The organism is Sphingobacterium multivorum (assembly GCF_039511225.1).
Taxonomy (GTDB): Bacteria; Bacteroidota; Bacteroidia; order Sphingobacteriales; family Sphingobacteriaceae; genus Sphingobacterium.
Window position 1 is genome coordinate 973,708 of record NZ_CP154261.1, and the last position, 24,427, is coordinate 998,134.

General features: G+C 39.0%; 22 protein-coding genes. 11 read left to right on the forward strand and 11 right to left on the reverse strand.

From position 1 onward, the window contains the following. Positions 1-32 precede the first annotated feature (32 nt). Both AAH582_RS03940 and AAH582_RS03945 read right to left on the reverse strand, forming a co-directional pair. Positions 33-935, reverse strand: a complete 903-nt coding sequence (locus AAH582_RS03940; protein ID WP_070562282.1) for a LysR family transcriptional regulator — start codon at positions 933-935, stop codon at positions 33-35. A gap of 61 nt (positions 936-996) precedes the next feature. Beyond that, complete coding sequence (locus AAH582_RS03945) at positions 997-2,367, reverse strand: dipeptidase (protein ID WP_046674064.1); 1,371 nt, start codon at positions 2,365-2,367, stop codon at positions 997-999. Positions 2,368-2,474: 107 nt separating this feature from the next. Here AAH582_RS03945 and AAH582_RS03950 point away from each other — a divergent pair, with 107 nt between their 5' ends. From AAH582_RS03950 to AAH582_RS03980, 7 genes are all read left to right on the forward strand, one after another. Next, entirely contained in the window at positions 2,475-2,789 is a 315-nt protein-coding gene (locus AAH582_RS03950) for a hypothetical protein (protein WP_156167638.1), read from the forward strand. A gap of 7 nt (positions 2,790-2,796) precedes the next feature. Continuing rightward, positions 2,797-3,348, forward strand: a complete 552-nt coding sequence (locus tag AAH582_RS03955) for an RNA polymerase sigma factor (RefSeq protein ID WP_046674062.1) — start codon at positions 2,797-2,799, stop codon at positions 3,346-3,348. After that, positions 3,341-3,694, forward strand: coding sequence for a hypothetical protein (locus tag AAH582_RS03960; RefSeq protein ID WP_046674061.1), 354 nt, complete (start codon positions 3,341-3,343; stop codon positions 3,692-3,694). The genes AAH582_RS03955 and AAH582_RS03960 overlap by 8 nt, the downstream gene beginning before the upstream one ends. A gap of 188 nt (positions 3,695-3,882) precedes the next feature. Beyond that, complete coding sequence (locus AAH582_RS03965) at positions 3,883-6,606, forward strand: outer membrane beta-barrel protein (protein ID WP_343321264.1); 2,724 nt, start codon at positions 3,883-3,885, stop codon at positions 6,604-6,606. Positions 6,607-6,624: 18 nt separating this feature from the next. Next, on the forward strand, positions 6,625-7,413 hold the full coding sequence (locus tag AAH582_RS03970; protein ID WP_046674059.1) for a GLPGLI family protein: 789 nt from the start codon (positions 6,625-6,627) through the stop codon (positions 7,411-7,413). 253 nt (positions 7,414-7,666) lie between these two features. After that, positions 7,667-10,384: an outer membrane beta-barrel protein gene (locus AAH582_RS03975; RefSeq protein WP_046674058.1), complete on the forward strand. Its 2,718-nt coding sequence runs from the start codon at positions 7,667-7,669 to the stop codon at positions 10,382-10,384. 1 nt (position 10,385) lies between these two features. After that, positions 10,386-11,177 (forward strand): GLPGLI family protein, encoded by a 792-nt coding sequence (locus tag AAH582_RS03980; RefSeq protein WP_053003670.1) that lies wholly within the window; start codon positions 10,386-10,388, stop codon positions 11,175-11,177. A gap of 59 nt (positions 11,178-11,236) precedes the next feature. Here AAH582_RS03980 and AAH582_RS03985 read toward each other — a convergent pair whose 3' ends face one another. Both AAH582_RS03985 and AAH582_RS03990 read right to left on the reverse strand, forming a co-directional pair. Then, a complete protein-coding gene (locus AAH582_RS03985; protein ID WP_046674057.1) occupies positions 11,237-11,416 on the reverse strand; it encodes a hypothetical protein in 180 nt (59 codons plus the stop codon). A 118-nt stretch (positions 11,417-11,534) separates the two neighbouring features. Further along, on the reverse strand, positions 11,535-13,673 hold the full coding sequence (locus AAH582_RS03990) for a S46 family peptidase (RefSeq protein ID WP_046674056.1): 2,139 nt from the start codon (positions 13,671-13,673) through the stop codon (positions 11,535-11,537). 176 nt (positions 13,674-13,849) lie between these two features. Here AAH582_RS03990 and AAH582_RS03995 point away from each other — a divergent pair, with 176 nt between their 5' ends. The 4 genes from AAH582_RS03995 to AAH582_RS04010 all read left to right on the forward strand — a co-directional run bounded on the left by AAH582_RS03995 (position 13,850) and on the right by AAH582_RS04010 (position 16,361). Beyond that, entirely contained in the window at positions 13,850-15,220 is a 1,371-nt protein-coding gene (locus AAH582_RS03995; protein ID WP_046674181.1) for a DEAD/DEAH box helicase, read from the forward strand. 6 nt (positions 15,221-15,226) lie between these two features. Continuing rightward, complete coding sequence (locus AAH582_RS04000) at positions 15,227-15,472, forward strand: hypothetical protein (RefSeq protein WP_343321265.1); 246 nt, start codon at positions 15,227-15,229, stop codon at positions 15,470-15,472. A gap of 103 nt (positions 15,473-15,575) precedes the next feature. After that, positions 15,576-15,926: a gliding motility protein GldC gene (gldC, locus tag AAH582_RS04005; protein WP_046674054.1), complete on the forward strand. Its 351-nt coding sequence runs from the start codon at positions 15,576-15,578 to the stop codon at positions 15,924-15,926. A gap of 27 nt (positions 15,927-15,953) precedes the next feature. After that, a complete protein-coding gene (locus AAH582_RS04010; protein ID WP_343321266.1) occupies positions 15,954-16,361 on the forward strand; it encodes an EVE domain-containing protein in 408 nt (135 codons plus the stop codon). 110 nt (positions 16,362-16,471) lie between these two features. On the opposite strand, the gene AAH582_RS04015 is transcribed toward AAH582_RS04010, so the two are convergent. The 7 genes from AAH582_RS04015 to AAH582_RS04045 form a co-directional block, all read right to left on the reverse strand. Continuing rightward, the gene (locus AAH582_RS04015) at positions 16,472-16,999 is read right to left on the reverse strand and encodes an acyl-CoA thioesterase (RefSeq protein ID WP_046674180.1); all 528 of its coding nucleotides are present in this window, start codon (positions 16,997-16,999) and stop codon (positions 16,472-16,474) included. A gap of 14 nt (positions 17,000-17,013) precedes the next feature. Further along, the gene (locus AAH582_RS04020) at positions 17,014-17,928 is read right to left on the reverse strand and encodes an SDR family oxidoreductase (RefSeq protein ID WP_343321267.1); all 915 of its coding nucleotides are present in this window, start codon (positions 17,926-17,928) and stop codon (positions 17,014-17,016) included. Between the two features lie 182 nt (positions 17,929-18,110). Beyond that, positions 18,111-19,055 carry a M20/M25/M40 family metallo-hydrolase gene (locus tag AAH582_RS04025; protein WP_343321268.1) on the reverse strand — a complete coding sequence of 315 codons (945 nt, stop codon included), beginning with the start codon at positions 19,053-19,055 and terminating at the stop codon, positions 18,111-18,113. Between the two features lie 88 nt (positions 19,056-19,143). Further along, a complete protein-coding gene (locus AAH582_RS04030; protein ID WP_075991120.1) occupies positions 19,144-19,794 on the reverse strand; it encodes a lipoprotein signal peptidase in 651 nt (216 codons plus the stop codon). A 55-nt stretch (positions 19,795-19,849) separates the two neighbouring features. Further along, positions 19,850-20,236, reverse strand: coding sequence for a TraR/DksA family transcriptional regulator (locus AAH582_RS04035; RefSeq protein WP_046674049.1), 387 nt, complete (start codon positions 20,234-20,236; stop codon positions 19,850-19,852). Positions 20,237-20,239: 3 nt separating this feature from the next. Then, positions 20,240-23,653, reverse strand: coding sequence for an isoleucine--tRNA ligase (ileS, locus tag AAH582_RS04040; RefSeq protein WP_343321269.1), 3,414 nt, complete (start codon positions 23,651-23,653; stop codon positions 20,240-20,242). 214 nt (positions 23,654-23,867) lie between these two features. Next, positions 23,868-24,218 carry a HesB/IscA family protein gene (locus AAH582_RS04045; RefSeq protein WP_046674047.1) on the reverse strand — a complete coding sequence of 117 codons (351 nt, stop codon included), beginning with the start codon at positions 24,216-24,218 and terminating at the stop codon, positions 23,868-23,870. Between the last annotated feature and the right edge of the window lie 209 nt (positions 24,219-24,427).

Sequence of the window (24,427 nt, forward strand, 5' to 3'; positions counted from 1 at the left end):
AACGAAGTTTGTTTATGAGACATAACATTTGGTTATAACTTGAAGTTTTGCCGTAGACAGAATTGCAGAAACTGGTTGGGCGTACCGGCAAGTCCTCCATATAAATGGGTAAAATAGAAGTAACGTTCTATTGTCAATTGTGGAATATCGACAATGGTCAATAGATTATTTAACACTTCTTTTTGCACCGTATGAATTGACAAAAAAGCAAAGCTGTTGCGACGGGCAAGGTAGCCTTTGATACTCTCTGTTGAAGGTAAGATCATTTCTATCTGTACTTCGGATAGATTGATGCGGTTATCTTTTAGTGCGTTCTCAATAATTGTTCGTGTACCCGAGCCCTGCTCGCGTAGTACCAAAGGTAAGCGTGTGATATCGGATAATACTGGATTTTTTAATTGATCTAATAGTGGGTTTTGGCTATTGGTGACAAGAACCAGTTCATCCTTCATAAAAGGAATGTATTTCAGGGCCCGGTTGTCGGTAGACCCCTCCGTGATACCTAAATCCAATGTTTTATCAATAAGCTGTTCCTCAATACTGCGGCTATTGGATTGAAAAGACTGAATACGGTTGTTGGGGTATTGGGATAGAAAATCAGCAAGTAGAGCGGGTAAAACATATTGGGAGATGGTTGTGCTGGCTCCCAACACCAGATTTCCTTTTCGTCCTTCTTGCAATTCCTGTATTTCTTGGCCCGCCTGATTGTATAGATTGATAATCTGTTGGGCATATTTATAAAGAATTTGACCTGAATCGGTTAAATTAAGATTGTTACCCTTTCTTTCGAAGAGTGGTACGCCAAGTTTCTTTTCTAGTTCTTGGATGTTTTTGCTTACTGCTGGTTGCGAGATAAAAAGGGCAGCGGCCGTTTTGGTGAAGTTAAGGTGCTGAGCAGCAGTGTAAAATACAATTAAGCGGAAGTCAAAATCCATAAAACGATAAAGGGTTATTTCTAAAATTTAAAAATAACCCTTTATCTAATGAAAAACTAAATTATTTGCTTAGTTCCGCGTAATATTTATGAAATAAAGGTATTGTTGAAATTCCCATTAGGTAATTCTCAATACCATATTTTTCATTTGGCGAGTGCAGGTTGTCACTATCCAAACCGAAGCCTAGAAGTACTGTTTTTAAACCCAATACTTCCTCAAAAAGAGCAACGATAGGAATAGATCCGCCACCCCGTGTTGGGATCGGTTGAACACCAAATGTTTCATGTAGCGCTTTTTCTGCTGCTTTGTATGCAATGCTGTCGGTCGGTGTCACGACAGGCTCACCACCATGATGAGGTTTTACCTCTACTTTCACATAATCTGGTGCAATAGATTCAAAATGTTTTTTGAAAAGCTCCGTAATACGGTGAGAGTTTTGGTTTGGCACAAGACGCATGGAGATTTTCGCATTCGCTTTTGATGGAAGTACTGTTTTGGCGCCTTCACCGATATAACCACCCCAGATACCATTTACCTCCAAGGTTGGACGAATACCGGTGCGTTCTAATGTTGTGAAGCCTTTTTCTCCCCAAATATTTTGGATACCTAGGTCTGTTTTATATTCTTCAATGTCAAAAGGTGCTTCATTTAATGCTTTGCGTTCTTCGGCAGTCAATTCGACAACATCATCATAAAATCCTGGGATAGCGATATGATTGTTTTCATCATGCAAGGATGCAATCAGTTTTGCTAATATCGTTGCTGGATTGGCTACTGCTCCACCATAGACACCCGAGTGTAAATCTCTGTTCGGGCCAGTAACCTCTACTTCAACATAAGAAAGACCGCGTAAGCCAGTTTCTAAAGAAGGTTGCTCCATGCTGATCATGGAGGTGTCAGAAATAACAATAACATCAGCTTTCAGTCTCTCTGTATTTTCTTTTACAAATGTGCCTAAATTGACCGAACCAACTTCCTCTTCACCTTCGATCATAAATTTGATATTGCATGCCAAGGCGTCATTTTTAATCATGTATTCGAAGGCCTTTACATGCATATAAAACTGACCTTTATCATCGGCAGAACCGCGTGCGTATATTTTGCCATCACGGACGGTTGGTTCGAAAGGAGGGGTATCCCACAACTCATATGGGTCGGCAGGTTGTACGTCGTAATGACCATAAGTCAATACAGTAGGTAGTGCCGGATCAATAATTTTTTCTCCATAAACGATTGGATTACCAGCAGTAGGACAAACTTCTACATTGTCGGCTCCGGCTTCACGTAATTTCTGAGCAACAAATTCAGCAGTTTTTTCGACATCTCCTTTAAATTTAGGATCGGCACTAACTGATGGTAAACGCAATAAATCAAACAACTCATCTAAAAAACGTTGCTTGTTTGCTTCTACATATTCTTTAATGTTTTGCATATTGTTTGTGTTTGAAACAAATTTACACAAATCGACACATTTAACTCAATTTGTTGTAACCTTTTCGGGAATGGTGGTGACTAATGTAAAAACTAATTCAAATAATTATGGAAAAGCAATCAGTAGCAGCCATTTTGGGCGTCGGATTATTTACGTGTATTACCCTGTGTGTTTATTTTATTATGCGTTATCGAAGTGCCACAGTACACCTACCTAGCGAAAGTAGGAAAAAGGAGTCTTTGGATTGGCAAAAGCCCGGGATTTTGGTGCTTGGTATCGGAGTGGGCCTCTTCATTGTCGGTATATTGGACAATTACATCAAGACTGATTTACCCGATTCACTCGCCGTAGCAATTTTGATTATTTCTGCAGGTGTTGCGATGATAATTGCTAACCGATTGGATAAAAAACGCGATATTTAACCCGCCAATGGATGAAATCTATATTCGAAAAGTTCTGTCAGGCGATGTGGAATCTTATCGTTATTTTATAAAAACGTATAAGGATATGGCATTTTCTGTCGCTCTTTCTATTGTAAAGGAAGAGCATTTGGCAGAAGATGCCGTTCAGGATGCATTTATAAAGTGCTATCAATCGCTGTCTTCCTTTAAAGGGAAATCTAAATTTAGTACCTGGTTTTATCGGATTGTGGTACATGTGGCTTTTAATACCGTTCGGCATAAGAAACTGGACCTGGTCAATTTTGATCTATCCCATCACGACACGTCGCATGAGGATTCGGTATTGGATGAAATAATCGCGCATGAAAGAAAAGAAATGATCAACGACGCACTCACTATTCTGCCCGCCCGGGAGTCTGTAGCGTTACGTTTATTCTATTTAGAAGAACAGTCGATGGATGAAATTCAGGAAATTATGGGTTGGACATTGGCAAATACAAAAGTGATCTTGCACCGGGCCCGCAAAAATATGCAGATCATCTTGAGTCAGTTAATTAAAAAAGCAGAGTATTATGGATAAGCAGCAGGAAAAATTCAGAAAGGTTATGCAAATGAGCAAAATAGAAATGCCATTCGACGATTTTGAACAACGGGTCATGGGCAGCATCGCAGCGCTTGAGAAAGATAAAGAAAGAGCCCTGTCAAATAAAAAGTATGCGATTACATTTTTTCTCCTTGGGACTGTTTGTGGAATTCTGTTAAATAATTATCTGATGGCCAAAATTGAAGTTGCAGACATAACCCCGGATCTTAAAAATTATAGTGCAATAGCTTGTCAAATATCATTTGCCCTGTTGATATGTTTCTTTTGTCTTCAGTTGTGGCGGTTGATCAATATGCAACAGAAGAATCATTATCAAGTGTAGCAAAAGTCTTTTTTATGAATAAATGTATAGGGGCTGAGTTTTTGTAAAATGGGCTTCCTATTTCGTGCAAATAGCGGAGCTCTGGGACAAAATTAGTTTTTTTAGAAATAAAATTAAATTTACTGTAACAAAACATTGGTTTTACCTACTAATGTTATATTGATATTAATTTACTATCCAACAATTTTATGAAAAGAGTTTTACAAATGCTCTTATTTTTCATTTTTGCTATTCCTGGTCTGGCTTCAGGTCAATCCAAGATTGCTGGAAAAATAAGTGATGTAAAGGACCAACTAAAGTTATCAGACGCAACAGTCATGCTGTTGACTGCTAAAGATTCTATATTAACAGGCTTTACGAGATCTGATGAAAATGGTCTGTTTTCTTTAGTCAAGCCCGATACCGGAGCCTATGTGCTGATTGTGAGTTATCCCAAGTATGGCGACTTTTATACGGAGATTCAGCCTGGTGTGGATTATTCTAAATTGGCTATTGGCCTCACAAATACAGCTACATTATTACAAGAAGTCATTGTTACGGGCCGTATTCCGATCACCATTAAAGGTGATACGACAGAATATGACGCCGGCAGTTTTAAAGTTGAGAAGAATGCCAAAGTTGAAGACCTGTTGAAAGCTTTGCCCGGCATCACGGTTGATGCATCTGGAAAGATTACTGCACAAGGTAAAACAGTCAAAAAAGTATTGGTAGACGGCGAGGAATTTTTTGGCGACGATCCGACGCTGGTGACACGCAATATCCGTTCGGATATGGTGGATAAAGTTCAGGTTTACGAGAAAAAATCCGAACAGGCAGAACGTACAGGTGTGGATGACGGCCAGCGTGAGCAAACCATCAATGTCAAGCTGAAGGAGGGCTCTAAAAACGGCATGTTCGGAAAAGCGCTTCTTGGCGGTGGAACCGACGACTATTATATGGGGCAATTGATGTTGAACAAGTTTAAGGGATCACAGAAAATATCAGTTTATGGGCTTTTCGGTAATAATGGTACCACCAGCATGAACTGGCAAGATGCGCAAAAGTATGGTGGTGATTCAGGTGTGTCCTATGGTGATGACGGATCGATGAGCTGGTCGAATTTTACGGATCCTTTTTCTGGACAAGGAGTTATTGGTGTACCTAAAGCCATAAATTCGGGCGTTAATTTCTCGGATAAATTTGATAAAGATAAACATACAGTCAACATTAACTATAAATATGGAAGACTGAGCAGTGATGGAAATGATGAAACAATTACTACTGGTTTGATCAATAACAAATCGGTGAAGAATATAGATTCCGAAAATGACCAGCATCGTGCCAATCTGAAATATGATCTGAAATTAGATTCGTTAAATCTCTTAACCATACGAGGCGGGGCATCAAGAAAGAATCTTTGGTCAGATAACAAGCGTGAAGCTTATCAGTTTGGCCAAAACGCAGATACAACCATTGCCGAGAATACACGGGAATTGGTGAAAAATAGCATCAATGAGTTCAACTTTAGTACCTATTTTACCCATAAATTCAAGAAAAAAGGACGTTCTTTTACATTTGATGGTCAATGGAAAAGAAATGAGATGAAGGGTACTGGACATTTAAATTCTGACCTGAGAAATTATAGCTTAAAAACAGATTCAACCACGGATCAAAGTAAGGTACGTAACAATACAAGTGATGTGCTAAGTGCTTCAATCTCCTATACCGAGCCCTTATCCAAAATTTGGAATGTTGTTGTGGGAACAGGAATTGAGCAAAGTAATAGCAGTTCCATCGTGGAGTCTTTCAATAGGGATGGAGAGGGGAATTATACGCAATTGGACCGTGGTTTTAGTAATAACTATGATTTTGATAGAAGCAGCAGTAGATACAAATTGGCTATAGTTCATACAACTGAAAAATTGAAGTTCACAGTAGCCAATAATTTCAATAATGACAAATTGAAACAGTTCAATAACTATACAAGTGAGGGGATTACAAGAAGTTATTTTACCTATAATCCAAATGTGAGTGCTGGTTATTCCTTTACGAAAACTAAGGGGTTATGGATGAACTATACCGGTAAAAATCAATTGCCTTCATTGAGCCAGATCCAGCCAATCTTGGATAATTCAGACCAGATTAATCGTTATTTGGGAAATGAAAATTTAAAACCATCGTTTAGAAACTCATTAAATCTGAATTATAACTCATTCCGTGTGTTGACCGGAAATTATGTCTATGTTGGCGGTAATATTTCTACGGAAAAGAACCCGATTACGCAGAATATCGATACACTAAAAGGAATCAATACGTATACGTGGAATAATGTGGATGGTAAGACAAATACGTCTTTAAACGTATGGTCTGGAGTTTATTTCAAGTTGAGTAAAAAACTTGGCTTGTCCAACTCGCCACAGTTTTATGTGAATATGAGTGACAATTATAATATGTTCAATCACCAATTGAATAAAGTAAATACAACGAATTTTAATTTTACATATAATTTCAAGAGAGATACCAAGACAGGTTTAAATTTTGACTTGAACTTTAGTCCACAATATCGTTTGATGAAATCAAGTTTGGAACGCAATACCAACAGCAATGGTTTCGTATTCGCTTCCAACGGAAGTGTGGAGTATTTTTTCAACAAAACATTTAAGGTGTACACCAATTATACCTACTCTTACGAGGCAGCGACCAAAGCTTTTGACGAGAAGTTTGAGCAGTTTTTATTACACCCGGGTATTAGTAAGAAATTCTTGAAAAATGAATCGTTGGTGTTGGATTTTATGATCAATGATGTTCTTAACCAAAACAAGGGCTTTAGTCGTTCGGCATCGACTTCTGTCTTTACGCAACGTCGATATGATACGATACGCAGATATTATATGCTTAAACTATCATGGGATTTTACAAAAATGTTTTTATAAAATATTAAGCGAAATACAATGTTAAAATATATCTTTTTTCTCTTCTTCTGTTGTTCAGCCTTTGGTCTTAAAGCACAGTATACGTTGTTTGGCCGATCGGGAACTATTTCTTACGATAAGACGATGTATATGAAGAATATCGTAAGCAAAAAATTTATCGCTAAGGCTGATGATAATTCAAAACAGTTTTTTGAGCGTATAATACCGAGATTACCGGAAAATGCCGTGCTAAAGAAGTCAATGAAATTCAATGCCACGGAGACATTGTTCGAATCGGTAAAAGATGAGAGCCTGGATGCAGAGATTAAGCAGTATATTATGATGCTTGCGCTGGACTTTGATGCATCCACACTTTCAAATATGTCTAACCGGTCTTTTTTGAGATACAATGATATTGTTGGTGAAAAGATCATCGTTCAGGACTCTATGAAGCGCATCAAATGGAAAATTACCGATGAGTATCGCGAGATCGCAGGCTACAATTGTAGAAGAGCCAATGGGATTACGCCAGACTCCATTTATGTCATTGGTTACTACTGCAATGAGATTCCTATCAGTGGAGGTCCCGAATCCATCAATGGTCTTCCGGGAATGATTTTAGGCCTGGTGGTACCCAGCCAGCACGTTTCCTATTTTGCAACAAAAGTCGAACTTAGCAACACTGTGGTGATGGATAAAAAGAAATTCGAGAATACTAAGGTGAAACGAATGACTAGAAAGGCCATGACCGATCAGATTACAAGTGTACTGTCTCAGCACATGAATAAAGAGACAGTTCAATTTATTATGGAACTTGGCAATTTATAAAGATCACAGCATGCTGTTCATACAATATGTTGTATATTTCTAACTGTTTAGATAAAAAAGCTCTTCTTTTGAAGAGCTTTTTTTGTGAATGTTTTCTTGTATTTTGTTGTTAATCAGTTGTTTGTTTTGTTTTTTTTAAGCCTTTTTATTGCTTGTATTTTTTTTGAGATAAACTAAAATTAACTGAAACAAAATATTAGTTTTGTGCACGAATCTTATTATTTATATAATTATATACTATCCAAACCATATTATGAAAAGAGTGGGGCACCTACTTTTAGTTATTTTATTCTGTTTCTGCGGAATAGTTCATGCGCAATCCCGAATTGAAGGAAAAATCAGTGATGTAAAAGATCAGCTTAAGCTACATAACGCAACAATTATGTTGTTAACGGCCAAAGATTCCATTTTGACCAATTTTGCCCGTTCGGATGAACAAGGTAGGTTCTCTCTTGAGCGCCCAGATACGGGTCAATATTTTATCATTGTCACCTATCCGAAGTATGGAGAATATTACGCAGAGATCTTGCCAGGGCAGCATTACAATAACATGTCCATTGGAATGACGAGCAGTGCAACCTTGCTGGAGGAAGTCATTGTAATGGGGCGGATACCTATTAGTATCAAGGGGGATACTACGGAATACGATGCTGGCAGTTTTAAAGTGGAAAAAAATGCTAAAGTGGAGGATTTGTTAAAAGTTCTCCCTGGGATAACAGTCGACGCCTCTGGTAAAATTACTGCACAAGGAAAAACAGTGAAGAAAATGCTGGTTGACGGGGAGGAGTTCTTCGGTGATGATCCAATTTTGGTAAGCCGGAATATTCGCTCTGATATGGTCGACAAAATTCAGGTCTATGAAAAGAAGTCTGATAAGGCTGAAAAAACAGGTATTGATGATGGTGAACGTACACAGACAATCAACGTGAAGCTAAAAGAGGAAGCTAGACGCGGAATATTTGGAAAAGTAGATGTCGGTGGTGGGAATGATAAGTTCTATGCTGGACAGGGGTTTTTGAACTATTTTAATCAGTCGTTTAAAGCTTCAGCTTATTTGATTGCAAGCAATACCGGGAAGACCGGTCTCAGCTATGATGAAGTGAATAGTATGGGGGGAGATTACGATGGCGGTGATAATTTTAATGGCGAAGGTATTCCCAAATCCTTGAATACAGGATTTTTATATTCGGATAAAACCGCTAACAAAAAACATGCTTGGCGGATCGACTATAAGCATATCCGATCTGATGTTGATCTAGATCGCAGCGTGTTCACGCGCAATGCGGCACGCGATACGATATTAACAAGCAATAGCAACACATTGGCATCAAACGAAAACAGAAGGCATAATATCGGTTTGAAATACGAGTTTAAGGTCGATTCGATGTCGGATTTAACGGTTTGGGCAGGTGCAAACAAAAGGCATGATAATAGTTCTTCGGAGACCCAGTCAACGACTGTAAATCAATTTGATCAAAAGATCAACAATAACATTCGAAACTTTAAGAACGACTCCAAGTCGGAACAGTATAATGCTTCGGCGCTCTATGTGAGACGTTTTAAAAAGAAAGGCCGTTCCTTATCATTTAACTATTTCACATCGGGCAATAAACAGGACGGTGAGCAGGATTTATTTTCTAAACTTACATTTTATAAAGAAGGGAATGCTGAAAGGGATTCAACTCTCAACCAGAGGAAATTTGTGAAAAATAGCTCTTTTTCAACCGGTGGCGAATTTGCTTATTCCGAGCCAATTTCAAAAAAGATGATCCTTTCCTTCGAATATGGATTGAATCTTAACAGAAATAATAACGCAGTTCAGTCTTTCGACAAAAATCAGCATACCGGTATTTTTGACAGACTGGATAGTTTGTATAGTAATGATTTCTTATACAAAACGACGAAAAACACCTATAATCTCGCAATTAATTACAAGCCTCTGGAAAAGCTTGTGGTCAACGTCTCGAATAAGTTCGAAAACAGTGATCTGTCGCAATTAAACCGTATGGAAAATACGAGAATTTCACGATCATTTTTTGTATATAATCCAGTGGTTGATGTCAATTATGAGATTCAAAAAAATAAATCAATCAGTTTGAAGTATCAGGGTACAAATGGTTTACCGTCCCTAAATCAGATCCAACCATTACGTTCGAATTTGGATCCCCTGAATGAGTACTTGGGGAACGAGAATCTAAAGCCATCTTACACCAATAATCTAAATCTTAATTTTAGATCTTATTCCATATTAGAAGATAAGTTTATTGGAATCTTCCTAAGCGCTTCACGTACAAATAATGCTTTGGTGCAAAATACGACAATTGATTCACTCGGTAAAACGACATTTGTGTGGGGAAATTTAAATCATAAGAGCAACAATCAGATTAGCATCAGTCCAATGTATTATGGCAAGTTATCCAAAAAATTTCAATTGAGACATGGAGGAGGACCATCCGTATCTTTCAGCAACAATTATAATTACGTCAATACGGTACTGGCCAATGCTAAAGTGCAGCGTTATGGGTTGAATTATGGTCTACAGCGATCGACAACGAAAGGCTTGGACTTTGGTGTTGAATTGTCGCCAGGATATCTTATTCAAGATAATTCCATTGGCATTATGGAAGATAGTAAGGGATTTACGTTTTCCGCTGAAGGAAATCTAAAGTACTTTCTACCGGCTAAATTTATTGTTCGAGCAGATTTCAGCTATACGTATCAGGCTCCTACGGCGGTGTACAGTAAAAAATTTGAACGATTTGTGCTGAGTCCCGCCTTATCAAAAAAATTCCGAAAAGATGAAAAGCTGGAATTGACATTTATGATTAATGATCTTTTTAAACAGAACGTCGGTTTTGACAGAAGTCAGAACGGAACATTGCTGACCGAACGCCGATACAACACGATCAGCAGATATTATATGGTTAAGCTCACTTGGGAAATCAATAAAATGCTCGTAAAATCGAAATAAAATGAAAGATACTAAAAATTTACTGGTCCTATTGTTTGCGTTTTTCTGGGCAGCGACAGCATTTGGGCAATATGCTTATTTTCCTACGCAAGGCACAGTTACCTACGATAAGACCGTGTTTCTTAAAAACCTGCTCAAGCGCTATGCCACTTATGCAAAAGATGAGGATACGCGTAACTCCATCAAAGAAATGATCGGTCAGGTCCCCGAAAATCAGGTGCTGAAAAAGAAACTGACATTTTCCAACGAGGAGGTGCTCTATGAGCATGTCGCTGAAGAGTATTCGGAGGTTGTTAGTGGCTTGATGCGTTCTGGAATTTTTGAGTCGGGTATAAGTGGCTATCAGAATCTAAAAAGTAAAGTATTTCATTCCGTTTTTGAATTAGGTGGGGAACGGGTCGTCGTGACTGATTCGACATTAAAGATCAAGTGGAAAATTACGAATGAATACCGTGAAATTGCAGGTTATCCCTGCCGCAGGGCTAATGGACTTGTCCTGGATTCCATCTATGCCGTGGCTTTTTATACGGATCAAATCCCTGTTTCAGGAGGTCCTTCAGCCTTTAATGGGCTACCGGGAATGATCCTTGGGTTGGCTGTCCCTGAACTGCATTACAACATGTTTGCGACGAAGGTGGAATTAGGAGCTGTGAATCCCTCGTCGGCCACTTTGTTAAAAAAGAAAGATAAACCATTGACCAGGCAGCAGGTATATGATAAACTAAAGGCCTCATTTGGTGATTATCTGGGTATTAAGATTTACAATTTGGTGATGGCCTGTACGTTCCTGTAAAAGCCAAGAAAAAAGGCCTTTCATTTGAAAGGCCTTTTTTATGTTTAACTTCGAAAAGACTATTTTCCGTCGTTTTTCTTAGCAGTAACTTCGTTACGAATTTCTTGTGCTAAGGTTTTGATCTCTTGTAATCCTTTACGTACACGTGTACCAGCTGCAGAATTACCATTGTTGAAGAACTTGTCTGCATCAGCTTCGATAGAAGCTACTAACTCTTTTAATTTTACGTAGTTTTCCATTTTTTTATAATTATAATTTTAGTTTTTATGGTTTTTCCTAAACACTCCTTAAATATACAAAAACGAATCAAATAGAAAATAAATTTCGTTTTTTTTTATCGAAAAAGCTTAAAAAAAACTATTCAACAATCTTAAGTTCGTCAATAATGTTGGTTGCTCCTGCAAATTTATCAATGATAAATAATACATAACGGATATCAACTGAAATTGTACGCTGTAGCTTATGGTCGAAGATCACATCGCCAGCCATTGCTTCAATGTTACCATCAAAAGCTAGGCCAATTAATTCCCCGTTGCCATTTATCACTGGTGAACCTGAGTTTCCACCTGTTATGTCATTGTCACTTAGGAAGTTTACTGGTAAATGTCCTTTTTTGTCCGCATAGCGACCATAGTCCTTATTATTGTACAGATCCATCAAACGCTGTGGCAAATCAAACTCCTCGTCGCCCTTTTTGTATTTTGCAATAGTACCTTTTAACGTCGTGTAAAAGTTCTTGTCAGCATCGTTACGCGGGTCTTGTGGTAAGCCTTTGATCGAGCCGTAAGTTAAACGTAAAGTACTGTTTGCATCCGGATAGAATTTACCTTTTGGATTAGAAGCCAATACACCAGCAACATATTTGCGATAAGCACCTTCAAATTTGTCGTCTTGTGCTTTCCAGCTAGGATCTACTTGACGGTATCTGTTAAGTAGGGCCGAAGAAAGTTTATACAATGGATCATTGGCCAAGATTTCAGCGTTAGGGGTAGCTAGATAATTGTTCAAACGTTCTGCTGAAGCGAAGATGCTGTTCTTCACAGATTCTTTGACATACGCCGTAAAGTCACCATTATTTTTAGCCGCCAATTCTGCAATATATGGTGCAATATTTCCTGCTTTTTTAGCGTAAAGATTCAATTCGTCAATCAATACCTGCTCTTCAAGCGGCATGTACATTTTTTCATAACCTGCGTCGATGGCCGATTTTAAACGGGGAAGAATTGCATTTCTTCTTGCTTCATCTCCAGCAGCATAAACTTCTAAACCGGATCCGATTGTATACGGTAAAGCTGCCATTGCGCTAGAACGCAGCATGCCCATTAAATAATTGTCATGTCTAGCTTTCTCGTTTGTCGAAGCATAAAATTCGTTGATTGTTTTGATTACATCACCGTACTCTGCTTTGTTAGCAGCTTTATTTGCCCATTTGTCAAATTTAGCTTCGTCTTTTGCTTTCGCTTCCGCCGTTTTATGTAATGTCAAAGCGTCAATCATTCCTTGACGGTTTTTCCAGTAATTCGCTACTTGAGAGTATTTCGAAGCGTAGTTCAATTTGACTGCCTGGTCTTGGTCCATGAATTTTTTCATGGCATCCATACCTGTTTTAGAAGCTTCTACCCAAGCTGGATAAGCGAATTTAACATTTTGGTTGATGCCACCAGAAGGCATCCAACGATTGGTACGACCTGGATATCCTAAGATCATTGCAAAATCTCCTTCTTGAACACCTTTTAAGCTGACAGGTAGGAAATGTTTTGGTTTCAAAGGAACATTATCTTGTGCATACTCTGCAGGATTCCCATTTTTATCAGCATATACGCGGAAAATCGAGAAATCTCCGGTATGACGGGGCCATTCCCAGTTATCAGTATCACCACCAAATTTACCGATGCTATTTGGAGGCGTGCCCACCAACCGAACGTCATTGTAATCTTGGTATACAAAATAATAGTACTCATTACCTTGGTAGAACGATTTTACTTCAACCACATACTTGCCATTTTCGCTATTTTCCTTTTGGATTTTAGCAGTCTCAGCAGCAATGATCTTTTTACGTTCATCTTCAGACATTTTGTTGTTGACCAAACCTAAGATTCGTTTTGAAACATCATCCATACGCACAAAAAAGCGAACCGATAGCGATTTAGGCTTTAATTCTTCATTTTTGGATTTGGCCCAGAAACCATTTGTTAAATGATCATTTTCTGGTGTAGAAAGTTCTGCAATAGCACCATATCCACAGTGATGGTTGGTGAATACCAATCCTTGATCAGAAACGATCTCAGCGGTACAGCCACCATTGAATTGTACGATTGCATCCTTTAAGCTCGAGTGGTTAATGCTGTAGATTTCTTCGGCACTTAAGCGAAGTCCTTTTTTCTGCATATCTGACTCATTCAGACGCTTTAGATACATTAAAAACCACATTCCCTCATCGGCAAATGCAGCAAAGCTTGTTGTGATGAACAACAAACACATCCATAATTTTTTCATATCAACCTGATAAAAAGTTTGTTTATACAGTACAAAAATGCTTTAATTCTCTTAAAAACCAAAATATTAGACTTTATAATATGCTTTTTACCAATTTTTATGTCAATTGAAAGTAAATGTGTACCGTATTGGTTGTCAAGGAAAGTCAAATGGACTCTTTTCCTTATCTTTGCAAGATGCAGCAATCATTTGAAAATTTTAAATTCAATAAACAGATCTTAAATGCGATAGCGGAGGCGGGGTATCAACAACCGACAGAGATCCAGGAAAAGGCAATTACGCCAATATTGGCCGGGCAGGATGTGATGGGCATCGCTCAGACTGGAACTGGGAAAACGGCGGCATTCGTTTTACCCATGCTGATGAAGCTAAAGTATGCTCAGGGAAATGATGCGCGTGCGTTGATTTTGACACCAACGAGGGAATTGGCCATGCAAATCGAAGAAAATATTAAACTGTTTTCTACTTATCTTGATTTGCGTTCAGTGGTACTTTATGGTGGATTAGGGCCAAAAACTCAAATAGAAGCACTCGAAAAAGGAGTGGATATTATCGTTGCAACGCCAGGTCGATTTTTGGACTTGTACCTGGAAGGGCATATTGGCGTTAAGTCACTTAAATTTTTGGTCTTAGATGAGGCCGATAAGATGATGGATATGGGTTTTATCAGTAAGATCCATCGCGTGCTTGAAATTGTCCCACGCAAACGGCAGAACTTACTGTTCTCAGCAACAATGAGTGAGCTTGTCCGCAAAATTGCAGGCGATTTCTTAGCATTTCCGACGGTTATTGAAGTGTCCGAACAAGCTACACCAGCGAAGACGGTAAGCCAGGCGCTCTATATCGTTCCCAACCAAAAGACAAAATTGAATTTACTTCAACATCTCCTAAAAGATGATGAAGCGTTTAGCCGATTGATTGTTTTCTGTAAAACAAAGCAGGTAGCAGATAATGTTTTCCACTTTTTGGAACGTAAATATGGTAAAGATGAGGTTCGTGTTATTCATGCCAATAAAGGCCAGAACACACGCATCAACTCTATTAATGCATTTAAGGAAGGAAATATCCGGATTTTGGTCGCAACGGATGTGGCGGCGCGAGGACTTGATGTTTCTAATGTAAGCCATGTGATCAACTTTGAAGTACCTATTGTTATTGAAGATTACGTACATCGTATTGGACGTACAGGGCGTGCGTTCAATGAAGGGGACGCCATCACGTTCTGTAATGAAGCCGAGAAATATTATGTTCGCAAAATCGAAAAATTGATCAAACAAAGTATCCCCGTGCACGCACTCCCAGAGGATGTCTTTATCGAGAAAACACCCTTTCATGAAAAACAGGATATTGCTCGCGAGATTGATAATCAAAAGCGAAAAGATGATCCTGATTTCCAAGGTGCTTTTCACGAGAAAAAATACGTTATCAAACAGAAAGAAGTGCGCGAGGCACAACGAGCTTCTGGATTTAAACCAAAAGCAAAAAGTAAAAGTAAGTCTGCAGGTGGAAAATCGGGGGGAACAAATCGCAATTTTAAAAAACGTTAATTTATTGTGCGCTTTACACCACTAAATATCGCCAGTGCATGCCTTGTTGCCTGGTTTGTTATGGAAAACCCCAATGATGAAAAGGCCTTATTTACTTGGGGCGCATTTATCCTATTGTTGTTGATATTGAGCGTCATTGATATTGTATTTAGGGTCTTTGTAAAGCCAAATAAAAAAATGTGGTTATTACAATTGGCATTTTTGGTAGTCGTTTGTGTCACCAGTTTAATTGTCAAAGTAACCTTTGGGTAAGAGAAAAAATTAAAAATAAAGACGAGTAAGATTGTGAATCGATGACAAATATAGTCTCTATTTCAAAAACATAGCTCAATATAAATAGCTCAATAATATTAAAATGAAAAAAGCTGAAATAAAATTACAGGTAGCGTTAGATGAAAACAACGTGCCTGAAAATATCATGTGGTCGTCTACAGATGGAAATAATGCAGAGGAATTACCTGCAAAAGCCATGTTTTTAGCCCTATGGGATTCACATTATAAAAATTCAATGCGTATCGATCTTTGGACTAAAGATATGCCTTACGATGAGATGAAACGTTTTTTCTATGAAACACTTCAAACATTGGGCGACTCCTTTATCCGTTCTTCAGGCGGTGATCCAATGGCAGAAAAGGTTATTGGCGACTTGCGTGATTACTGTGCGCATTTTGCAGATAAAATGGAAGTTTTAATGCCACAACAATAGTTTTAAACGCTTAACAGAAATTTGACCATGCAATACTTCTTAGTAAAATCTGAACCATTTAAATATAGCTGGGAACAATTTAATAAAGATGGCCGTACATTTTGGGATGGTGTTCGTAATTACCAAGCTAGGAATAATATCAAAGCCATGAAAGAAGGTGATTTGGTCCTGTTCTACCATAGCAATGAAGGAAAAGAAGTTGTCGGCGTGGCCAAAGTCGTCAGGGAATTTTATCAGGATCCGACAACAGATGACGAGCGTTGGGTCGTTGTGGATCTGGCACCTGTAGAGACGCTGAAGAAATCCGTTACGTTGGAAACCATTAAGGCTGATGCGCAGTTGCAGGATATCGCTTTGGTCAGACAGGGGCGTCTGTCTGTGATGCCGTTGAAGCCGGAGGAGTTTGATCGGATTTTAGCGCTCGGTAACGAGTAAACTACCGCAAATAAATAAACCCAGTGTATGGGGATATAATAAAAAAGGGAAAACAAGCTGTTTTCCCTTTTTTATTATTTGCACGGTATGTAAGCCATAAAAATTAGGTATTAATTCTTTTGGCTAAAAAGACTGACCAGCGCTTTTAATTTTTTTGCATTTTCAGGTTTTAATTTCCCCGCGAGAATAAGGCGCAGCTCTCTTCGTTGTAATGCATCTTCGTAAGCTTTGTGTTCTATGTCTGTTTCAGGAATTAATACCGGCACAGCTTTGGGGTTGTTATCCGCATCAACAGCAACAAAGGTATAATACGCTTCGTTGGTTTTTACACGGGTGCCTTCCGGTAAATTAGATGCGAAAATTTCCATGCGTACTTCCAAAGAACTATTAAACGCACGTGTTACTTGAGCTTGTATCGTGACGACCTCACCCAGTTTAATGGAGCGCTTAAAAGATACATTATCAACAGATACTGTGACGACGACATTGCTACAGTGTTTTTGAGCAGCAATAGCCGAACAGATATCCATCCAATACAATAAACGGCCACCCATCAAATTTCCAAATGTATTGGTATCGTTGGGTAATACCAATTCGTTCATCTCTGTGTATGACTCTCGCGCAAATTTCTCTATCATATCATTATTTGTCATTATCGTCCAAACGTTTTGAATTGATGATCTATGATTGCCAAAGCATCCGTAAATGACGTCGGCACATAACCCAATTCAGCGTTAGATCTAGTCAGATCAAAGCCTGTCTGCCGTGGCCTGTTTTCTGCCTGTCCAATGCTGGCAGCGCTGATCTCCGAAATCAATCCTTTGTCTAGTTGCCAGAAGTCTGCAATTTTGTAGACAGCCTCATTGATCGACATGAGCTCTGCTCCTGAAATATGAAATATTCCCTGTGCTTCTCGGTCAATAGCGAGTTGGCAAGCATAAGCTAAATCATCAACAAAGGTAGGCATTCTCCATTGGTCATTGACTACTTTTATAGGTTCATTTTGTGACAACTTACTTTTGGCCCATAATACGAGATTCGAACGATTGGGGTCAGCATTGATCCCATAGACTAATATTGTGCGAAGGATAGCATAATGACAGCCCGATTGTGCAAGCACTTGTTCGGAAGCATATTTACTTTTCCCATATTCACTTTGTGGATTGGGGAGATCTGTTTCATCATAAGGCGTATTTTTTTTGCCATCAAATACAAAGTCCGTAGATAAGTGGACCAGTTGAGTCTGATGTGTAGTACAATAGGAGGCAAGATAGGCCACAAGATCGACGTTAAGCGATTGACATGCGGCTTGATCTGCTTCACAAGCTTCCACACTTGTCATGGCTGCTGTATGTACAATTGCATCAAAAGTTTGTGCAGCTAAAAAGTCTGTCAGTTTTTCCCGATCCGATAGATCTACTTGAAAGAAAGTATAATTCACTTGATTTGGGTTGCGATTTGGACCCTTTGAAATGGCAACAACATCATAGTGGTCATTTTTAGCAAGTAAATCAACGACTTTTTGGCCGAGGAATCCATTGGATCCTGTCACTAGTATTTTTTTCATCAATAATAATTAAATGATATCCAAGCACCCGTTTATAAAGACTCGTTTGCAGGGACTTAAGTGCGCTGTTTAGTTTATTCGTGTATGTCTAAAAACTAGTTGACTAATCTCTGTTATAGCATCTGAGCATATAAAAAGCTAGATTATCACTTGCTGTTAAAGACAAATCCGCTTTTTTTGTTTTAGTTGGTCCATATAAAGTCCATTTTACTGGATTGTTTCATGATATTTTCAACCACTGTTTTTTCTAGATCTAAAATGGATTTTAAAGCATTGTAATCAATTTTATCGGCATCATCGGTCGGCATATGGTAGTCTGGGTGTCCACCAGTATGGAAAAACAATACCGGTATATTCTTTTTGTAGAATGAAGTTTGGTCAGATCCGCCATTACCATCCTTACTAAGATTAAATTTTATAGGTGCTTGAACATCTTTGAATATAGCCGGCCATTGACTACTTGTTCCATAGCCGATTACAGCAAGGCCATTGCTGGGATTATAACGGCCAATCATATCCATATTCAGCATGGCTGTGATTTTCTCCAATGGGAGCGTAGGGTGTTCCGTAAAATATTTTGAACCTACTAATCCCAATTCTTCTGCCCCGAAAGCGATAAATAATAGGTTGTAAGGTTCTTTTTCCTTGTTGCTGCTAAAGTAACGTGCGAGCTCCAATAAACCAGCGGTACCAGAGGCATTATCGTCGGCTCCGTTATGGATTTTGCCTACCCCTAGGGAATCCTTTGAGCTTCCTTGACGACCTGTTCCCAGGTGATCGTAATGTGCGCCTATAACAACTGTTAAGTCGGCGCCATTGTCAAGAAATCCAATGATATTATCTGCATTGCGAATGCTGTCTGCAACTTTTACTTTCCAGACTTTGGCTTTGAAGGATTGGCGGTAGCCTTTTTCACCTTTAGGCTCAAGTTTGTATTTTTTGAATTCCTTTTCAATATAATCTGCAGCTTTAAAGACTTCCTTACTGCCTGTTCCTCGTCCTTGCATTTTGTCGTCAGCGAGGTAATAAATATGTTTCTTTAAGTTGGAAACTTCGATCTGCTGCGCCTGTGCTATTTGGATTCCTAGTAGGCAGCAAAGTGCCAGAAGTAGACTAATGTTTTTCATGCGAATAGTAGAGTTTAGAAGTTGTATTGGGTTATATGTAAAAAAAATAAAAGCCTTGCGATTAACAAGGCTTTTAAGAAATATTTCGTTAATCTTCAACGATTTCGCTGTGTATGCTGGATTTTTCTTCTTTTTCGGTTTTGAAATACCGTTTTTGAAATAACAGGATTAAAACCACCCCAACAGAAATCGCCGAATCTGCAATGTTGAATACAGGTCGGAAAAAGAGAAACTCTTCACCGCCCCAAAAGGGCACCCAAGAAGGGAAGTTACCTTGAATCAATGGGAAATAAAGCATATCGACTACTTTTCCGTGTAGGAAGGAAGAATAACCACCACCTGCTGGAAACAAACTCGCTTTATCATACCAGGTGCTTTCACTAAAGATGACACCGTAAAAAGCAGAATCGATGATATTTCCTAGCGCACCGGCAAGAATTAAAGCAACATTTAAGATGAAACCCCGGTTATACTTATTTTTGATCATGTAATGCAGGCCGTATCCAATACCCGCTACGGCTAAAATACGAAATACCGTCAAAAATAATTTTCCATAATCACCGCCAAATTCCATCCCATAGGCCATTCCATTGTTTTCAATAAAATGAATCTGGAAAAATTTGCCCAATACATGGTGGCTTTGTCCGATTGTCATAGTCAGCTTAACCCAGATCTTCGACAATTGGTCTATTAAAAGTATCGCGACAATAAGTGCGATCGGTTTCGTATAACCCTTCATTGTGTTATAAAAATGGTCTTTGCCTAAACAAAGACCATATATTTAATGCCTAAAATTAATACTGTTTGTTTTTCGCTTCGATGCTCAAAGTCGTATGTGGAACAGCTTTCAAACGTTCTTTTTGAATCAGTTTCCCTGTTTCTCTACAGATACCATACGTTTTGTTCTCGATGCGCACCAACGCTGCTTCTAGGTTGTCGATAAATTTCTTTTGACGAGCGGCCAATTGATTTGTTTGCTCTTTTTCCAAAGTAGCTGAACCGTCTTCCAATGTCTTGTACGTTCCAGCAGTATCGTCGGTACCATTTGCATTACTGTTATTTAGCGTTGCGGTCAACGAGGAAAGCTCTTCTTTTGCTATTCTAAGCTTGTCCAAGATAATATCTTTGAATTCTTGTAATTCTGAATCGCTATAGCGTGTTTTCTCGTTGTTGTTTGCCATAATTTAATTTTTTTGGATTAATGCCTTAAGTTCTTTGCCATCGATCTCGATGGTCTCTCCTTCAGTTAGTGAATCTTCAAATACCAATGAATCGGCCAGAATTTCGGTGCAAATATACGATAAATTTTCGTTGGCAGCATTGACCACTTCTGAAGCAGCTGTTAACTTTACGTTAATTCTATCAGTTACTTCTAATCCTTTATCCTTCCTTAGATTTTGTAGGCGGTTGATCAATTCTCTTGACAAACCTTCTTTTTTCAATTCTTCGGTGATATGTACATCTAATGCTACGGTCAATTTACCTAGGTTCGCTACCTGCCATCCCTCGACGTCTTCTGCTATAATTTCTACATCGCTCAATAGAATCGTATATGGCGTGCCTGCTAGGGCCAATTCGCCTGTTGATTCCAATGAACTTATTTGATCTATAGTCAACGATTGGATAGACGAAGAAACTAACTTCATATCCTTACCAACTTTCGCGCCAAGAGCTTTAAAATTTGGTTTTATTTTTTTCTTAATGATACCGGTGGTGTCCGTAATAAACTCGATATCTTTGATATTAGTCTCAGAAAGTATCAGATCTTTTACTTTTTCTACCTTTTCCTGGAAGACACTATCCAGTACCGGGACCAAAATTTTGTTTAATGGTTGACGTACGTTGATAGAGGTTTTCTTACGCAAGGAAAGTGTCAAAGACGAGATGTCTTGCGCTAATGCCATACGTTCTTCCAGATCTTTGTCGACTAGGTTCTCGTGATATACCGGGAAATTCGCTAGGTGAACAGATTCAACTTGTTCTTTGTTCGTTGCTGCATTCAAATCAAGAAATAACCTATCCGAGAAGAAAGGTGATATTGGCGACATCAATTTCGCAATCGTATCAAGACATGTGTAAAGTGTCTGATAGGCGGAAATTTTATCTTCTGTATAATCTCCTTTCCAAAAACGGCGGCGACATAGGCGAACATACCAGTTGCTGAGATGTTCATCAACAAAGTTTTGAATAGCACGCGCAGCTTTTGTAGGCTCGTAATCCGCCAAGTATTCGTCTACTTCCTTGGTCAACGAATTTAACAAGGAGATAATCCAACGATCAATTTCAGGACGTTTCTCCAACGCAATATCGGATTCTGCATAGGAGAACTTATCGATATTGGCATACAATGCAAAAAAAGCGTAGGTATTATATAAAGTACCAAAGAATTTACGACGGACTTCATCCAACCCTTCCATATTAAATTTAAGATTGTCCCATGGGGCAGCATTGCTGATCATGTACCAGCGTGTTGCATCGGCACTGTATTGATCGATCGTTGAGAATGGATCAACACCGTTGCCGAGGCGTTTGGACATCTTATTTCCATTTTTATCCAATACCAGGCCATTGGAAACGACGTTTTTGAAGGAAACCGATTTGTACATCATCGTAGAAATCGCATGTAAGGTGAAAAACCAGCCCCGTGTTTGATCAACCCCTTCAGCGATAAAGTCTGCCGGGTATGCATGATCGAATCCAGCTTTAAAAGGAAATTGTTCCCCTTTGGCTAATTTTTCGTGATCCAGTCCCCATTGCGCATACGGCATGGCACCCGAATCAAACCAAACGTCGATCAAGTCAGGTTCGCGGAATAACTTTTGTCCGGCATCAGAAACCAAGACGATATCGTCTACATAGGGACGGTGAAGGTCCAATTGTTCGGTATCGAATTTATCCAAGTAAGCTTTATTTTTCGCTTTTTCATCCTCAGACAGAATGTCGGAGGTCAAAGAAGCTTCCAATAAAGACTTTAATTCAGGTAAGGAACCGATACAAACCTCTTCATTTTCGTCTTCTGAGCGCCAGATAGGAAGTGGAGTTCCCCAATAACGTGAACGCGAAAGGTTCCAGTCTACCAGGTTTTCCAACCAGTTTCCAAAGCGTCCAGTACCGGTTGCTTCGGGTTTCCAGTTGATGGTTTTATTTAAGGCAACCAAATCTTCTTTCACTGCTGTGGTGCGGATAAACCAGCTGTCTAGCGGATAGTAAAGAACAGGTTTGTCTGTACGCCAACAATGTGGATAGGTGTGCTCATATTTTTTGACATCAAAAGCTTTGTTGTCCTCTTTTAGTTTGATAGAGATCAACACGTCTGTGGGTTTGAAATCTTCTTTTGAACGTTCCTCTGCACTGTAATATTCCTCTTTGACAAATCTTCCGGCAAAATCGGTGATTTCACTTACAAAACGTCCAGTACGGTCCACAGTAGGAACCTCTTTTCCGTTTTCATCTTTTACCAAGATGCCCGGTACACCATGTTCTTTTGCGACACGAAAGTCATCCGCACCATACGTAGGGGCTGCATGGACGATACCCGTACCATCCTCGGTCGTAACAAAGTCGCCTGGAATAACGCGGAAAGCATTTTCTTGTAAATCCTCGCTGGTGATATAAGGTAACAATTGCTCATAACGCAAGCCAACAAGCTCTTCGCCCACAAATTCTGCTGCAAGCTCCCAAGGAATTACTTTGTCGCCCAATTTATAGTCTTGGAAGGATGCATTTTCGCCTTCTGCTTTAAAATGTTTGCTGATCAGATCTTTCGCTAATACGACGGATACAGGCGCACCGGTATATTTATTGAACGTTCGGATCTTCACATAATTTATTTTCTTGCCTACAACCAGAGCTGTGTTGGATGGTAAAGTCCATGGTGTGGTGGTCCAGGCAATGAATGCAACATCCTCCGCATCGTCGTCAACTAATTTTTCTATAGCTGGATGAAGCTGACTTTTGATCAGTCTAAATTCTGCAACGATGGTGGTATCTTTCACATCTTTATAGGTGCCGGGCTGGTTAAGTTCATGTGAACTCAATCCCGTACCTGCTGCCGGAGAGTAAGGCTGTATCGTATAACCCTTGTACAAAAGACCTTTTTTGTAAAGTTCTTTCAATAAATACCATAAGGTTTCGATGTATTCATTCTTGTAAGTAATATAAGGATGTTCAAGGTCAACCCAATACCCCATTTTGGTGGTTAGGTCATTCCATACATCGGTATATTTCATTACCTCCTTGCGACAAGCGTCATTATATTGTTCTACGGTAATCTTTTTGCCGATATCCTCTTTTGTGATTCCAAGAGCTTTTTCGACAGCAAGTTCAATGGGCAGGCCATGGGTATCCCAACCGCCTTTTCTTTTCACTTGGTAACCTTTCAAAGTCTTGTAACGACAGAAAATATCCTTAATCGTACGTGCCATCACGTGGTGAATCCCGGGCATGCCATTTGCAGAAGGCGGACCTTCAAAAAATGTATAGGTCTTGCTTTCAGGACGATTATTGATACTTTTTTCGAATATTTTTTCCTGTTCCCAACGGGTCAAAATCTCTTTACCTATCTCGGGTAAATTTAACTGCTTATATTCTTTGTACATCAGACTGTTGTATGCTTCTTTTATAAAGGTCGCTAATTTAGTGATTTATGATGGAAAATGAAAGAGGGCTTTGTTGTGCTAATCTCATTAAATCGAGGTTGAACTTTTTGAAATCTCTCCTCGATCAACCAACAAAAAATGAGTGTGGTGTCTACTACGAGAAAGGGACTACCTATGGCAGTCCCTTTCTTATTTCATTTGTACTGAAATTCAGTTATGCTGAAAAACTGCTTCCACATCCGCAGGTACTTGTTGCATTGGGGTTATTAAATGTGAAGCCCCTTGCATCGAGTCCCGATTTGAAGTCGATTTCCATTCCGGCAAGATATAGGCCATGTGCTTTGTTCATAAAGATGCGGATTCCTTGAATTTCGTATTCGTTATCGCCGTCCTTTTTCTGGTCAAAGCCCAAGATATAACTCATACCGGAACAACCGCCGCCTTCAACACCGACACGTAAACCAAAATCATCAGAGATTTCTTGTTGATCCTTTAATTTATTTAGTTCCTTGATTGCCCCTTCTGTTAAAGAAACAGGAGCAACTGCTGTATGTTCTGTACTCATTTTAATAGTGTTTTAGCCAATCCAATACAAAAATACATTTTTTTGACGGCAAATTGCTTGACCTGGATTTTTTGACATTTTCGAAACATTCAATTCTTTGTCCGCTTATTTTGTCCGATAGTACCATAAAATGATCCCGACCTAATTAGGTAATTCGCATTAATAAGGCTGTTTTTCTAAGAACATTTAATAAAATATGGCTTTTTGTC

Coding starts and splice junctions, on each gene's coding strand:
- AAH582_RS03940 (WP_070562282.1), bottom strand. CDS start 935: ATGGATTTTGACTTCCGCTTAATTGTATTTTACACTGCTGCTCAGCAC.
- AAH582_RS03945 (WP_046674064.1), bottom strand. CDS start 2,367: ATGCAAAACATTAAAGAATATGTAGAAGCAAACAAGCAACGTTTTTTA.
- AAH582_RS03950 (WP_156167638.1), top strand. CDS start 2,475: ATGGAAAAGCAATCAGTAGCAGCCATTTTGGGCGTCGGATTATTTACG.
- AAH582_RS03955 (WP_046674062.1), top strand. CDS start 2,797: ATGGATGAAATCTATATTCGAAAAGTTCTGTCAGGCGATGTGGAATCT.
- AAH582_RS03960 (WP_046674061.1), top strand. CDS start 3,341: ATGGATAAGCAGCAGGAAAAATTCAGAAAGGTTATGCAAATGAGCAAA.
- AAH582_RS03965 (WP_343321264.1), top strand. CDS start 3,883: ATGAAAAGAGTTTTACAAATGCTCTTATTTTTCATTTTTGCTATTCCT.
- AAH582_RS03970 (WP_046674059.1), top strand. CDS start 6,625: ATGTTAAAATATATCTTTTTTCTCTTCTTCTGTTGTTCAGCCTTTGGT.
- AAH582_RS03975 (WP_046674058.1), top strand. CDS start 7,667: ATGAAAAGAGTGGGGCACCTACTTTTAGTTATTTTATTCTGTTTCTGC.
- AAH582_RS03980 (WP_053003670.1), top strand. CDS start 10,386: ATGAAAGATACTAAAAATTTACTGGTCCTATTGTTTGCGTTTTTCTGG.
- AAH582_RS03985 (WP_046674057.1), bottom strand. CDS start 11,416: ATGGAAAACTACGTAAAATTAAAAGAGTTAGTAGCTTCTATCGAAGCT.
- AAH582_RS03990 (WP_046674056.1), bottom strand. CDS start 13,673: ATGAAAAAATTATGGATGTGTTTGTTGTTCATCACAACAAGCTTTGCT.
- AAH582_RS03995 (WP_046674181.1), top strand. CDS start 13,850: ATGCAGCAATCATTTGAAAATTTTAAATTCAATAAACAGATCTTAAAT.
- gldC (WP_046674054.1), top strand. CDS start 15,576: ATGAAAAAAGCTGAAATAAAATTACAGGTAGCGTTAGATGAAAACAAC.
- AAH582_RS04010 (WP_343321266.1), top strand. CDS start 15,954: ATGCAATACTTCTTAGTAAAATCTGAACCATTTAAATATAGCTGGGAA.
- AAH582_RS04015 (WP_046674180.1), bottom strand. CDS start 16,999: ATGATAGAGAAATTTGCGCGAGAGTCATACACAGAGATGAACGAATTG.
- AAH582_RS04020 (WP_343321267.1), bottom strand. CDS start 17,928: ATGAAAAAAATACTAGTGACAGGATCCAATGGATTCCTCGGCCAAAAA.
- AAH582_RS04025 (WP_343321268.1), bottom strand. CDS start 19,055: ATGAAAAACATTAGTCTACTTCTGGCACTTTGCTGCCTACTAGGAATC.
- AAH582_RS04030 (WP_075991120.1), bottom strand. CDS start 19,794: ATGAAGGGTTATACGAAACCGATCGCACTTATTGTCGCGATACTTTTA.
- AAH582_RS04035 (WP_046674049.1), bottom strand. CDS start 20,236: ATGGCAAACAACAACGAGAAAACACGCTATAGCGATTCAGAATTACAA.
- ileS (WP_343321269.1), bottom strand. CDS start 23,653: ATGTACAAAGAATATAAGCAGTTAAATTTACCCGAGATAGGTAAAGAG.
- AAH582_RS04045 (WP_046674047.1), bottom strand. CDS start 24,218: ATGAGTACAGAACATACAGCAGTTGCTCCTGTTTCTTTAACAGAAGGG.